This window comes from Gammaproteobacteria bacterium, assembly GCA_022450155.1.
GTDB lineage: Bacteria > Pseudomonadota > Gammaproteobacteria > Arenicellales > UBA868 > REDSEA-S09-B13.
In genome coordinates, this window is sequence record JAKUQR010000013.1 from 36,533 (window position 1) to 51,630 (window position 15,098).

At 52.7% G+C, this 15,098-nt stretch carries 8 protein-coding genes; 3 read left to right on the top strand and 5 right to left on the bottom strand.

The window, feature by feature from the left end:
* Positions 1–5 precede the first annotated feature (5 nt).
* Positions 6–1,145, bottom strand: a complete 1,140-nt coding sequence (gene argE / locus MK323_08985) for an acetylornithine deacetylase (protein ID MCH2482297.1) — start codon at positions 1,143–1,145, stop codon at positions 6–8.
* Between the two features lie 142 nt (positions 1,146–1,287).
* Here argE and MK323_08990 point away from each other — a divergent pair, with 142 nt between their 5' ends.
* The 3 genes from MK323_08990 (at position 1,288) to MK323_09000 (ending at position 5,395) form a co-directional block, all read left to right on the top strand.
* Entirely contained in the window at positions 1,288–2,142 is an 855-nt protein-coding gene (locus MK323_08990) for a 3-hydroxybutyryl-CoA dehydrogenase (protein MCH2482298.1), read from the top strand.
* Positions 2,143–2,146: 4 nt separating this feature from the next.
* Entirely contained in the window at positions 2,147–4,216 is a 2,070-nt protein-coding gene (locus MK323_08995; protein ID MCH2482299.1) for a hydantoinase/oxoprolinase family protein, read from the top strand.
* A 264-nt stretch (positions 4,217–4,480) separates the two neighbouring features.
* On the top strand, positions 4,481–5,395 hold the full coding sequence (locus MK323_09000) for a hypothetical protein (protein ID MCH2482300.1): 915 nt from the start codon (positions 4,481–4,483) through the stop codon (positions 5,393–5,395).
* Positions 5,396–5,476: 81 nt separating this feature from the next.
* Here the strand turns inward: MK323_09000 and acnA are convergent, their stop codons facing one another.
* The 4 genes from acnA to smc all read right to left on the bottom strand — a co-directional run bounded on the left by acnA (position 5,477) and on the right by smc (position 14,985).
* On the bottom strand, positions 5,477–8,137 hold the full coding sequence (acnA, locus tag MK323_09005; protein ID MCH2482301.1) for an aconitate hydratase AcnA: 2,661 nt from the start codon (positions 8,135–8,137) through the stop codon (positions 5,477–5,479).
* A 120-nt stretch (positions 8,138–8,257) separates the two neighbouring features.
* On the bottom strand, positions 8,258–10,270 hold the full coding sequence (gene ligA / locus MK323_09010; protein MCH2482302.1) for an NAD-dependent DNA ligase LigA: 2,013 nt from the start codon (positions 10,268–10,270) through the stop codon (positions 8,258–8,260).
* A gap of 7 nt (positions 10,271–10,277) precedes the next feature.
* Positions 10,278–11,480: a cell division protein ZipA C-terminal FtsZ-binding domain-containing protein gene (locus MK323_09015; protein MCH2482303.1), complete on the bottom strand. Its 1,203-nt coding sequence runs from the start codon at positions 11,478–11,480 to the stop codon at positions 10,278–10,280.
* Between the two features lies 1 nt (position 11,481).
* Complete coding sequence (gene smc, locus MK323_09020; protein MCH2482304.1) at positions 11,482–14,985, bottom strand: chromosome segregation protein SMC; 3,504 nt, start codon at positions 14,983–14,985, stop codon at positions 11,482–11,484.
* Positions 14,986–15,098 lie beyond the last annotated feature (113 nt).

A 15,098-nucleotide genomic window follows, 5' to 3' on the forward strand; every position in this document is an offset into this window, starting at 1 on the left:
ACTACTCAAGTCGATAGGTCTCTAACAAGTCGGCGTAGAAACGACTCGCCCTGTGCCACCTGCTCGAGACTGATGAACTCATCAGGTTGATGGGCCTGGTCAATTGAGCCCGGCCCACACATTACCGTTGGAAACCCCGCGGCCTGAAACTGCCCAGCTTCAGCGACATAGGCAGCTCGACCGGTATCCTGAACTCCGGTAATGGCCTGCACCAATTCAAGCGCTGCAGATTCCTTTGGTAACAATTCCGGCGCACGTGCAATGACCTCTGTCTGAATAAAACACTCCGACCATCGCCGCCGCATCTCAGGCAACACCTCTTCCTTACAGTATTTTTCGAACTCCCCAATCAGAACATCTGGGTCATCTCCAGGAATATTACGGATATCCCAGACAAACTCGCAGTGCCGTGAAACGATATTCATCGCGGTGCCACCATTAATGACGCCCACATGGATACTGGTATGATGAGGGTCGAATCCGTTGTTCGACGGCGTATCACGCTCGAGACGCTCTGCCATTGCACTGAGATAACTGACGAGTCGGGCAGCGTTCATTACCGCGCTCACACCACGGTTGGTCTGACTGGAATGCGTCTCATAACCGCGGACGGTTGTCTTGAGTCCAACAATACCCTTATGTCCGGTGACTGCACCCATACCCGTAGGTTCCCCAACGATAACAGCTTTCGGTGCGGGTATGTCGGTCACCATCCGTTCAATCATGGCCGGTGCACCACGGCACCCTACTTCTTCATCATACGATAGCGCCAGGTGAATAGGACGCCGTAGTGATCTCATTTCCGGTACAAGTGATAAGGCAATCCCGATGAAACCTTTCATATCACAAGTTCCACGCCCATAAAGCCTGCCGTTGTCTTCAGTCAGTAGAAATGGGTCGGTGTGCCAGTCCTGGCCATCTACAGGTACCACATCGGTGTGCCCGGAAAGGACTACACCACCTTCCTCAACCGGCCCGATAGTGGCATAAAGATTCGATTTCTCACCGTCATCGCTGACGACACGGGTTGATGCGACACCGTGGTCATCCAGATAATTCTGAACGAACTCGATTAGAGATAGATTGCTGTCACGAGACACAGTGTTGAATCCAACCAGCTGCTCGATCATCTGTTTGCTGTTCATGGTCGGTACCATAGTTGCTGTCTAATGGACAGTGTATACCGGTGATTCCCTGAACGCAGCCGGCCATTGGTTTCGCCGCTGGTTTAGGTTAGCCTTGCGCCCCTTGTAGATATACCCGTGGATAAGAACAGGAGTATGCAAAATGAAAATCAGTAACATCGGGATAGTCGGCGCTGGCACAATGGGCAGCGGAATATCTCAGGTAGCTGCCCTCACCGACCATGACATCGTCATGCAGGATGTGTCAGAGGAAGCAACCCGTCGAGGCCTGGGTGCAATTAATAAAAGCCTGCAAAGACTGGTAGACCGCGAAAAGATTACTGCTGACGCGAAAGACACCGCAATTGGAAAGATCAAAACCACTACCGATCTATCGGACCTAGCTGACTGCGACCTTGTCATAGAAGCCGCTACAGAAAACATGGCCCTTAAACTCAGCCTGTTTGAGCAGATAGACAAGGTCTCCCGTCCGGAGACTATTATCGCTTCCAACACATCGTCGCTTTCACTGACAAAACTTGCCTCAGTCAGTGGCAGGCCAGACAAGGTAATCGGCATGCACTTCTTTAATCCAGTGCCAATGATGGCGTTGGTAGAGATCATAAGGGCATTGCAGACTTCAGATGACACCTTCACTCGAGTCGATGAGCTGACCCGAGAACTGGGCAAAACACCGGTAAGCGTAAAAGACAGCCCGGGTTTTGTGGTTAATCGCATGCTGGTTCCTATGATAAATGAAGCCGTGTTCATACTTTACGAGGGTCTCGCCAGTGCAGACGAGATCGACGCAGCAATGAAACTGGGTGCTGGCCACCCCATGGGACCTCTGGCACTCGCTGACATGATCGGTATCGATGTTTGTCTCTACGTCATGAACATTCTTCTGGAGGAGTTTGGAGATTCAAAATTCAGGCCGTGTCCACTCTTAAAACAAATGGTCGACGCAGGTTATCTGGGTAAAAAGAGTGGCAAGGGATTCTTCGACTACGGCCAGTAGTCCTATGGCTGAAGAGCCTGCTGGACAGACGCAGCTCCGTTTGGGTATTGATACCGGCGGGACCTATACAGATGCCGCGCTCGTCGATGCTGAGGACCACGTCGTAGCCAGTGGTAAGTCACTGACCACGCACAGCCAGCTCGAAATCGGGATCAGTGCTGTACTCAAAAAGCTTCCTTCAAACCTTCTTTCAAATGTTACGCTGACCTCGCTGTCGACCACGCTCGCAACCAATGCCGTTGTCGAAGGCCGTGGCACCCCCGTTTGCCTGCTGCTCCCGGGTTACACCGCCCGTCAGATAGAGCGGGCGAAACTCGAGCTTATCGTCCGTGGTGGAGCTTGCGTTACACTGGCGGGTAGTCATGACGCCGGCGGCCGAGAGAACTGTCCACTTGACTTGGATGCGGCGCGTCGCACCATCGAGAAGTACCGGAACCGAGTATCAGCGTTTGGTGTTTCGGGTATGTTCAGCGTTCGCAATCCCGCCCATGAGATTGCTCTACGCGAACTGATTCATTCTCTCTCAGATAAACCTGTGACCTGCGGCCATGAACTCGCCTCGTCACTGGATGCGCCGCGCAGGGCTGTCACTGTGGCCTTCAATGCCTCTTTGGTGTCCTATATCGACCGACTAATTCGCACGACACAGGCGCTTCTGTCAGATCATGGCGTCAGCGCACCACTCATGGTAGTCAAAGGCGACGGCTCCTTGATTACGGCAGAGATTGCGCTGACACGACCGGTAGAAACTGTGTTATCCGGTCCGGCTGCGAGCGTAGTTGGCGCCGCATTCCTCGCCCAGACTGAAAACTCCATTATTGCCGACATGGGGGGTACCACAACGGACGTTGCCATCGTAACCAATGGCTATCCCGCCTTCAGTGCAGATGCTACTGTGATTGGACAGTGGCGACCGATGATTGAGGCTACCCGGGTTTTTTCGGTAGGGCTCGGCGGTGACAGCGAAGCACGGTTCAGCGGCGGCGAAGGCCTGGGAATTGGACCCCGTCGGGTGGTACCGATGAGCCTGCTTGCAGGTGACCATGACTGGGTGATTGGGTGCCTGAAACGTCAGCTCGACGCTAAACCGACGCCTCGAAGTAACCGATTTCTTCTTCCGCTTTTCGCTGATAGTAGTCAAATTGCTCAGCTTACACCTGTTGAAAGGGAAGTGTGGAAGCGTCTGGCTGAACGCCCTCTCGAACTCGAGACCCTGCATCGCAGCGCACGCGAGCAAGCCCAGGCTGCGGCTGTAATGGTGCGCAAAGGGATGGTGATATACAGTGGCTTCACCCCCTCGGACGCAGCCCATGTGCTCGGTTTCAGTGATCACTGGTCGACCGAAGCGGCCCATCTTGCAGCAGTCATCTGGGCAAAACAGATGCGCCACGTATACGGCTGGGGCAGCTTTGATCCGAATGATTCTTCCGCCGTCAGTCAGGTTGTACATGACAAGGTCGTCAGCACCATTTGTGAAACAGTTATAAAAGCCTGCATGGCGACTGGTGGTTCCCGAAGTGAGACTGCGGTATTCGGCAAGATCAACCGATTATTCGCTGAATGGATCATGGGCAACGGTACGATCGACGGTGGGCTGTTTACTCTGAATTTTGATCCTGGCCGATCTCTGGTGGCCGTGGGTGCTCCCGCCCCGTTTTATTACCCTGCAGCGGGCCGCCTGCTCGGCATTGACTTGAAGATACCAAAGCACAACGATGTCGCAAATGCTATAGGTGCCGTTGTAGGCAGTGTCGTTCAACGTGAACACATCACGATTACTCAACCCAGCCAGGGAACATTTCGAGTCCACAGCCTGAAAGGTCCCGTCGATTTTCCGGATCGCTGCAGTGCGTTTGTATGGGCTGAGGCCATCGCATCAGAGCGTGCACAAAGCAAAGCTGTCAGGGCCGGTGCGACCACTATCGATACTGTTGTAAACCGTTATGAAAACACAGTGTCCCCCGACGACCTGACCGATGATATCTTCTTTGAGGGCCGCGTTACGGCCACTTCGACCGGCCGTCCTGTCTCATCTCCTGCTAATCAAGAGTCACACCGGTCAACGCACCTATAACCCCACATTTCCGGTGAAAAGGCATTAGCCATTCTGATTCCCCGGTAATATACCCGGGTGAGTCAATGAAACGACCGCCAGCTATTGCCTTTCAAACCGGTCAGCGTACAATTCCGCCCCGTCGAATCTTTTTACCGGTAAGTCTGGATTGAAGCAGATTCTTCCCAACCAACCCCGCCCTAACCCACCTGGTCACAGACCCGCGCTGTTCTGACCACTTTCTTTATCTAACGGCAACAGACACCGCAGCCGGCGCTTCAGTATATGAATATTGGTATCGCAAACGGATCTCGAAAGGAGATTAACGGCAAGCCGCACATCTTCTACGATGGCTACTGGATCCGTTATTACCCGCCCCCCATGGAAACCCTGTCGGCCAAACGCGACCTTCTTCTTGTTCTGACACGGCGGACGTTCCACCATACTGAAGCCGGTATCAATACACCTGGAAACAGAGTTGAGGCGGCCAGACAGGCCTACGAAAGTGAACGCAACCCCGAGCGGAAGCGTGTCAATGCGGCGATGCTTGCAGGCGGGCTGTTTAATCGGGCGACTGATCTTTTCACCAGTATTGTCGGCCTCGAGGACCGCGGCATTCATGTTGGGGCCGATAACCCGTTAATGACACAATGCAGTGACTGCTTTCAGGAAGCACTGGAACTGGGAAAACAGGTACGTCATTCAAGTGGGCATGAGGGGATAGATGAACTCTGGGGTGAACCGTTAAAAGTTTTCACCAAGTCGATCGCCGCATATTATGAAAGTCGATACGTCAAAATCGCACAGGTGATGAAAGCCATCGATAATATCGCCGAACACATGGTGTCCACCTTCAGGGCTATTCCTGGGTACGACAACGTCGAAGACGGAATTCTCGATTACGCACGGGCCGCACGCCAAGAAAGCGAAATCATGAAAAGCGATCCGGATTTCTTCTATAGCTGGCCGGAATTCGTCACTCTGGCAGCACGCGTAAAACAATACCAGCCATCTATCAATTCCGATAAAGCCAATCTTGGAGAGGTGTATAGTTGGGGCAAAAGACTGTTATCTGAAGGGGTTGATCTAATCTCCTATATGGCTGGTGTAAGAGTACCGATGCCAAAGAGTATTCTCCAATATCTGGACAGTTTGGATCAGTTTTCTGCCGCTTTGGCAAAACCACTTTCAGAACATTAGTTCAACAGACTTTACACCTTTGCGGACCAGACATCTTGGCAACGGGCTGCTGCTGCCATCAAAACCTGATCAAAAGCAGGCTCAACCCAGCAGCTGGCGCAGCACAAATTGCAGGATCCCGCCATGATTGAAATATTCCCATTCCTTGGGAGTATCGATTCTAACAATCACCGAAAATCGCTTTATTCCACCCTCCGAATCTGTCGCTGTTACACCGATTTCCCTCATACCAGACTCAAGATCATCCAGATCGTATAGTTCGTGCCCGGACAGTCCGAGAACTTCACTTCCCTCGCCTTCTTGAAACTGCAACGGAAGTACGCCCATACCGACCAGATTCGAACGATGAATTCTCTCGAAGCTTTCAACCAGAACAGCTTTCACACCTAACAATAAGGAGCCCTTGGCAGCCCAGTCCCGCGAAGACCCTGTGCCGTATTCTTTACCAGCAATTACCATCAGCGGCGTGCCTTCAGACCTATAGCGCATCGCTGCATCATAAATGGTCGCCTGCTCGCCACTTGGCTGATGGCAGGTCCATCCGCCTTCCGTACCGGGAGCCAGTTCATTGCGCAGGCGAATGTTGGCGAATGTGCCGCGTATCATCACCTCGTGATTTCCGCGACGCGATCCGTACGAATTAAAGTCGGCCTGGACTACATCGTGTGATCGAAGATAATCACCCGCCGGGCTGTCTGGACTGATTGCGCCGGCAGGGGAAATATGGTCGGTCGTGATACTGTCTCCAAGTTTGGCCAGAACACGGGCTCCGTGGACGCTCTGGATGCCAGGCACTTGCCGGGTCATGCCCTCGAAATACGGGGGATGCCGTACATAGGTTGACTCAGTGTCCCACTTAAACAGGCTTGAAGAATCAACCTTAATCCCTGACCAGCGGGCATCGCCAGTGAATACATCCGAATAACGCGCCTGAAATAGCTCTCGGGTCACGTTACTGCTGATGACCTGTTCTATTTCTGCCTGGCCAGGCCAGATATCGTGCAGATAAACGTCACGGCCATCGGCTGTGGTTCCGAGTGGATCTGTTTCAAAATCCACAGCCATAGTCCCTGCCAATGCATACGCGACTACCAAAGGTGGGGAGGCCAAAAAGTTCATTTTGACCTCAGCGTGTACTCTGCCTTCAAAGTTACGATTTCCCGAAAGCACTGAACAGACCACAAGATCACCTGCCTGTATGGCTTCACTCACTGGGACCGGCAAAGGACCCGAATTCCCGATACATGTGGTACAGCCGTAACCCACTACATCAAACCCTAGCTGAGAAAGTGCATCGAGCAAACCGGCTTTGGCCAGATAGTCCGTCACTACCTTTGAACCGGGTGCAAGCGATGTCTTTACCCAGGGCTTGACGTTAAGCCCGTGGGCCAGAGCATTTCTTGCTACTAGCCCGGCACTCACAATAACACCTGGGTTTGAGGTGTTTGTACAACTGGTGATCGCAGCGATAACAATATGCTGATCTTTGAGATCGACCTGTTGTCCCTCTAACACGATAGATTGTGGGAACCCTGACTTACCTGATGAGACATCAATACAGGCTTCAGCGATTCTACTCTTTGCTTCTGACAGGCTGATCCGGTCCTGGGGGCGCTTAGGACCCGCAATACTGGGTACAACAGAAGACAATTCAAGATAAACACTGTCTGTGTACTGTGCATAAGGCATGTACTCGTCTCTGAACATACCCTGCCGCCGGGCATAGGCTTCGACCAGCGCGATGTCCGATTCCGTTCGTCCGGTCAGCCTTAGGTAATTCAGTGTTCCCGAGTCAATCGGGAAAATGCCGCAGGTTGCCCCGTATTCAGGTGCCATGTTCGCAATTGTGGCCTGGTCAGCCAGGGACAAACAATCAAGCCCGGAGCCGTAGAATTCAACAAACTTACCCACCACACCGTGTTGGCGCAGTATTTCCACCACTGTCAGTACCAGATCAGTGGCCGTGGCGCCGTCGGCCAGTTCCCCATGCAGTTCAAACCCCACAACGTCAGGTATCAGCATACTGATGGGCTGACCCAACATGGCCGCTTCGGCCTCAATACCGCCGACCCCCCACCCCAGAACACCAAGCCCGTTGACCATGGTGGTATGCGAATCCGTCCCCACAACCGTGTCAGGATAGGCCTGAAGCACACCGTCCACCTTTCGACTGAATACCACGCGAGCCAGGTACTCGATGTTAACCTGGTGAACAATCCCTGTTGACGGTGGTACGACACTGAAGTTACTGAAAGCCTGCTGACCCCATCTCAGGAAAGAATACCGTTCGCGGTTACGGCTGTATTCAAGCTCCGCATTGAGATCCAGGGATTGGGCTGACCCGAAATGATCCACCATGACAGAGTGATCTATTACCATGTCAGCCGGCGACAAAGGATTGATGCGATCAGGATTACCACCAAGTTCCGTCATAGCCTCACGCATGGCAGCCAGATCTACCACTGAAGGCACGCCGGTTAAATCCTGCATCAATACTCTGGCAGGCGTATAAGCGATTTCAGATGCCGCACCTGCCTGGAGATCCCATCCGGCCAGCGTACGGATATCCTTTGCACTGACACTGGTATCGTCTTCGTTACGGAGCAGGTTTTCCAGCAGAATCTTCAGCGAGTAAGGCAACCGTGCAATATCATACTCATCATTAAGCGCATCGAGCGCCCGAATCTCGTAAGACTTGTCCCCGACCTCGAGCATTTCACGTGAACCGAACGTGTCTTTCATCACATCTCCTAACAATGGAGTTAACAATAGTGCGGCTCTGGCTGGGCCAGCCGCCCTTCGCACGATAACGATACAAGGCAGATTGTATCTTAGCGCTGAATCTCTTTTCCTAAAATAGGATTATTCAGATTCCTCCAATAACAGCAGGAATGCGATCTCGTCCAGAACCGGGATACCCAGTTCTTCCGCCTTGACCAGCTTCGAGCCCGGATCAGCACCGGCAACCAGAAAATCCGTCTTTCCTGAAACGCTTCCAGTAACCCGGGCACCTTGGTCAGTCAGGCGCTGTTTCGCATCGTCGCGGGTCAGTTGATCCAGAGTCCCGGTCAAGACAAATGTTTTGCCTGCGAGTTTGTCGCTGGGTACTGAAATCTGTTTGTCTGGCCAGATGACACCGGCTGCCAGCAGTCGATCAATAACCTGCTGATTATCAGTCTGAGAAAAAAACCGGATCACCCCTTCGGCCACGACAGGCCCCACATCCGATACTGCCTGGAGTTGCGACTGATCTGCAGCTCGAAGCCTATCAAGGGTGGCAAAGTGTTCGGCCAATGTATTGGCTGTTGCTTCACCAACTTGTGGTATCCCGAGTGCAAACAGGAATCTCCCTAAACTCGTATTTTGGCTATGATCTATCGCATCGAGCAAATTGCGGGCTGATTTTTCACCCATCCGCTCAAGGCTCAACAGGACCTCGAGATCCAGATCGAACAAATCAGCCACATCACGAACATGTCCTGTCTCAACAAGCTGGTCTACAAGTTTACTGCCAAGACCTTCTATGTCCATAGCCCGGCGGGATGCAAAGTGCTTGATAGACTCTTTCAACTGGGCACTGCAGAACAGACCGCCGCTACAGCGAAGGACTACCTGGTCGGCATCGCCAACAATATCTGAACCGCATATGGGACACCGCTTTGGGAAGCGAAATGCACGAGTGCCCCCTATACGACGGTCCAGCACGACCGAGACCACTTCAGGAATCACATCACCCGCCCGACGAATAATCACCGTGTCACCTACTCTGACATCTAGCCTCTTGATTTCAGAGGCATTGTGAAGGGTCGCATTTGAGACGGTTACACCGCCAACAAATACCGGCTGAAGGCGGGCCACTGGCGTAACTGCACCCGTTCGCCCAACCTGGACCTCAATACTTTGAATAACCGTAAGCTCCTCCTGTGCTGGGAACTTATGCGCCAGCGCCCAACGAGGTGCTCTGGCGATGAAGCCAAGTTGTTTCTGCGCTGCAAAACTGTCGACCTTGTAGACAACACCATCTATGTCATAAGCCAGCTTCTCTCTTATGGCAACAATTTTCTCGTAGTAGTCGATGCACCCCGCGGCCCCACTGACAACACTGACCTGTGGATTGACCCGGATACCCCAATGACGGAGGGAGTCCAGCATCTGGCTTTGTGATTCAGGAGATGCACGGGCATTGACCAGCCCAACACCATAACCGTAGAACGCCAAAGGGCGGCTGGCTGTAATTCTGGGATCCAACTGCCGTAAACTGCCAGCAGCCGCGTTCCGTGGATTAACATAGAGTTTACCGCCGCTACCACGTTGTGCTTCATTGAGTCGAGTAAAACCGGTGTGAGACATGTAGACCTCGCCACGGACTTCCAGTTGATCGGGATGATCCACGCCTACCAGGTGTAGTGGAATTGAACGAATTGTGCGGGCATTGTGCGTTACATCTTCACCTCGATTTCCGTCCCCTCGCGTCGCAGCACGCACCAGTCGGCCATTGTCATAATGAAGACTAACTGCTAATCCATCGAGTTTGGGCTCGGCAACATAACCCACAACATCCAATCCCAGAGCCTCTCGGCATCTGCGATCAAATTCAATGACGTCGTCTTTCGCAAACGCGTTGCTCAGGGAAAGCATGGGCATCGCATGCTGCACCTCATCGAGACCCTGAACAGGTGCACTGCCGACCCGTTTGGTCGGCGAATCGCTTGCAACCAGCTCGGGATTACGGGCCTCAAGCTCGATCAGTTTACGATACTGGCGATCATATTCAGCATCAGGTACTTCCGGGGCATCCAGAACATAGTAACAGTAGTCATGATGCCGAATCTGACCGTACAGCCTGTCCAACTCGGTTCTGGGACCTTTCTTCATATCAATCCTAGAACAGGCGCAATGCCTCCTCTCCACCCGGTGTCACACCCAGTCTTTTCATAGACTCCCCAACGCCATGAACCTGCCGCTGTATAAGCGCTAAATGTGCCGGTGACAACTGCCCGCTGTCAGGATCAGCCAGGCTGCCGTTGAGTTCACTGGCCAGGTATTCGGCTACTGACAGCATTTCGCCGAAGGACTTTGAAGGTTCGGTACAGCGTGGGATACTCATAAACATTGTCAATCCCCAGAATGAACCGTCAATCAGGTCTGTATGGGAAAAATACCCTGGCTGGTACCGGTTTGCCAAACTGAACTGGCTCCTTCCATTACGCGGATCGTAATAATGAAAGATGTTCTGGTCACCAAGCCGCATACCCGATCTCTGCATCACCCGTTCTGTATCCTTTCCCGAAAAACTGGTTTCACCGATTGGTTTTATGTTCAATATTGCAAGCATATCGTAGGCTTTGCAGAATCGATCCAGCCGTCGTGCCTGAGGAAGCGCGTCTTCAATTGAACTGTCGAGTTGGCAGCGTCTGTAAAGGCCTTCTGCAAGAGCAACTATAAGGCTGTTAAATCGTGTCAACTCGGTTTCTTCTACTGGACCGGAGTGATCTGCCAGCTGAAGGCTCACGACAAGATCTGTAAACAGTTCATCGCTGCCCGCCTGTTCAAGATCCAGCCAGATCCGTCCGGGGTGACTGCGACCATGCACCGCTCTTGGATGTTCAAGGTTAATTTCATACTCTCGAAACAGAGATAAGACGCTATCCCGATCAACTAATTCATCTCCTGAAAGTCGTGCCCAGTAGTCGATACGCAGTGGTCCTGAGCCGACACCATCCTCAGGTGGCAATCCAGCAATATCTCGGGTCTTGTGATACTCAGCTGCACGCTTTCGGTCTGACGCTTGTTGCCCGGATACAGGCGACGTATCGTGCCCCGCTACGGGTTGCTCTCCCAGTTCAAAGTCTGCCGCTGCCACCAGCGATGGTTCTCTCTGACCGATCTTAGTGTTCCGCCCGAGGTAAAATCGTGCTCTGAGAAGTTGGAAAATATTTGCCATCAGTAACACGAGCGTCCTTCCGAACGTCCTTATGGGGATCTTCAAGCTGGATACATCCGGCCGCCGCCGCAGGTACGACAGGCCCAATATCAGTATCAGTGCTACAACACCCAGAGTAAGCAGAGCCAGTCGCAGAGTCATGTCATTGTGCGACTATCTCTACAGCTTCTTCGATATCGACTGAAACGATGGAAGATACACCAGGTTCACCCATGGTTACACCAAGAAGCACATCTGAGGATTCCATTGTAATCTTGTTGTGCGTTATCACAATCAGCTGTGAGCGTTCCGAAAGGGTCCTTAGGGTCTGACAATATCGAACGACATTCGCATCATCAAGAGGCGCATCAACCTCATCAAGAATACAAAAAGGGGCCGGATTGAGGCGAAACAGTGCGAACAACAAGGCGACTGCTGCCAGTGCCTTCTCTCCGCCTGAAAGCAGGTGGATCGTACTGTTGCGCTTACCGGGAGGCCTGGCCATCACTGTAACACCAGCAGTCAGATAGTCTCCATCAGTAAGTTCGAGGACGGCCTTTCCTCCTCCAAACAATCGTGGGAAATATTCGGTGAATCCGATGTTCAAATTATCAAATGTCTGTTTAAATCTATGCCGGGTTTCTTTATCGATTTTTTTGATCGCATTCTCGAGCGTGTCAATAGCCTCAACAAGGTCAGCATGTTGTTTATCCAGATAGCTCTTGCGTTCAGATTGCTCGTCAAATTCTTCAATGGCTACAAGATTTACAGGCCCTATCCCGGAGATTTTTTCACCCAGCTGTTGAGATTTCTCCGTCCAGAGAGATTCTTCGGCGTCTTCCGGCAGTTCGGTCAGCAGTTCCTCAAGAACGTATTTGCTTGCTTCGATCTGCTCCCGCAGCGCATCAATCCGCACATCGAGTTCCTGCGCCTTTAATCGCTGCTCTTCCAATGCATCCCTGGTTACTGCGACCCTTTGTTCACATTCCGACACCAGTGCCTGTGTGTCTCGAAGATTTTCGTCAAACTGGGCGTAGTCATTTCTTGCAGCAGTCAACCTGTTTTCGACTTCGATCCTACTGTCGAGAAATTCGTCCAGCCGCTGTCTCAAAACCTGTTCTGGCTCGACACCAACACGTAACGTGTGTTCCAGCTCCCGATGACGGAAGGCAGTCTGTTGATGCTGCGTTGTCAGACGAGCCTGACCCACCTGAAGCGATTCAAGCGATGCCCGAACACCTTGAAGGTCGAGCTCGGCCCGATGCAGCTGATCTCGATTATCCTGTACTGCACGCCTAGCCTGAATCAGTACATCTGATACCTGCTGCTTTTCCTGCAGCAGGACTTCACGATCACTGTCAACCGAACCGGTCTCATTTTCTGCCAAAGCGAGATTCCGACGGGCCTCATCAAGCCCCTCTCCTGTTTTACTGAGATCAGTGATGAGTTCTTCCATTTCGCCGGCAAGCTGATGTCGTCTGGTTTCAATCTGAGCAAATCGTGCTTCCTTATCAGCCAGAGACTGGCGGTGTATATCTCGCGTGAGGCGCAAACCGTGCACTTCCTGTTGCTGGGTCTGCTGTTGCTGTTCCAGAAGGCGAAACCGTTCGCGAACAGTGAGAAGTTCATCTTCCAGTGCCTGGGTGGCGGGTACGAGACAGGAAACCTCCGCGCGCAGTCCGTCTATTTCATCCTCCCTGGACAGCAGGCCTGTCTCGTTATCAGGTGCGCGTGGTGCTCGAACCCAGTTCTTCCCCACCACGGTTCCACAACGCGTCACTACACATTCGTGCAGTTTGAGTGTAGTTCGCCTCTGCATCGCTTCCGGCAGTGTCTCAGCAATATAGACCCCAGCCAGCACCGACTGTAGATCATAGCGTGAACTGCGCACCTTGCTCGATAGGGTTTTGGAATCATCGCTAATTTCGAAAATTTGGCCGGACTCAATGAAAAACAAATTGCTGGCTGGCAGCGCAGTTTCATCGGCAATGGTATTTTCTATACTGCCAACACCCAGCCCAGCAAGTCGATTCCCTAACAGCGCATCAGCGGCAGCCTCCCATCCATCGGCAACTTTGACCTCCTCTGCGAGCCTGGGTGCGTGCGAAAGACCCCGGCGCACCAACCACTCCTGGTAACGATCGTCATGCTTCAGGGCCGACTCCTGCAGATCACTCAAACTCTCAAGACGACTGTTCGTCGCGTGCATGTTCTTCCGCCCCTCATCAACACGCTGAGCCAGGCTCTCTGCAGCCTGACGGCCATCCTCGATGCTTTGCGCGAGTCTCTGAAAATCAGCCCGCCTGTCCTCAACTTCCTGGTCATGTTGCTGAGAGACCGTTCTCGTTCCCTCCACATCAAGCTGCTCCTCTTCCTCAAGGAGTTTTAGACCTTCCTCATCTAGACGAGCCAGTCTCTCCTGTGTTTTTTTATCTACTGATTCGAGTTGTTCTATCCGCGTACGCTGCACCTCCTGATTCATGGCAGGTTCAGCCGCTTGCTGGGTAAAGTCGTGCCAGCGCTCCTGCCAGTCCTCGAATTGCTGCTCTGTATCCAGCAGATGCTGCTGAGTGGATTCGAGGGCTGATTCCCGACTGGTGCGCAGCCCTTCACTGCGAGACACCAGATCTTCCAGCTTCTGGCGTTCCAGTGAATCCTGCTCCAACTGTGTACCGATTGCTGCCAAGTCAGTGGTCAATCGATCCAGCTCAGCTCGCTGCTGCTGCTCAGTTTCGCGGGTGTGCTCTATCTTCTGTTCAATCGAGGCGACCTCAGCACCCAGCGTATAGAACTCTGCCTGAATGTCATTCACCAGTTTCTGGGCATCTGACTGCTGTGCGCGGATCTCTTCCACCGTGCTCTCAAGCGATCTCTGCTGAGCCAGTTCAGCTTCCACCTGATTTCTAGCCTGGGCCGTGCTCCTGTCTTGCTCTTCACTTCTCCGCTTCATCGTGGCATAACGCACAGCAAGTAACTGACCATTGACAACCCGTTCTTCATCGCGAAGCTTCTGATAGCGCCGGGCAGCCTGGGACTGGCGCTGTAGCCTGCGTAGCTGACTCGCGAGTTCACTTCGAATATCCTCGATCCGGTCAAGATTTTCTCGTGTGTGCCGAATGCGCGTCTCAGTTTCGCGGCGCCGGTCTTTGTAGCGGGTAATGCCAGCAGCTTCTTCAACGAAGCTGCGAAGTTCCTCAGGACGGGCCTCTACAATCCTTGAGACCATGCCCTGTTCGATGATGGAATAGGAACGGGCACCCAAACCGGTACCGCGAAAAAGATCCGTTATGTCCCTTCGGCGACAGCGCGCGCGATTTATCTGGTATTCAGAAGTACCGTCACGGGACAAGGTGCGCCTGACAGATATTTCAGCAAACGCAGAATATGCATCAGGCGCCGTGCCTTCACTGTTGTCAAACAGCAGTTCTACTGAAGCCTTGCCGACAGGCTTCCGGGTGGAAGAACCGTTAAATATGACATCTGACATGCTCTCACCGCGGAGGTTGCGGGCGGATGCCTCACCCATAACCCAGCGCACCGCATCAATGACATTAGACTTGCCACAGCCGTTCGGGCCAACTATTCCAGTAAAGTCAGCCGGAATGGTAATAGATGTAGCGTCTACAAAAGACTTAAACCCAGAAAGATTGAGTGTCTTAAGGCGCATTAACCCAGCTTATTTGTTTTACGGGCATCGGGAATATGTCGGGATCCATCACATGCGACTGCTCGCGGCTGGTGGTCAGCACCACAGCCATCGCAATAATACGCTGTTAGAAT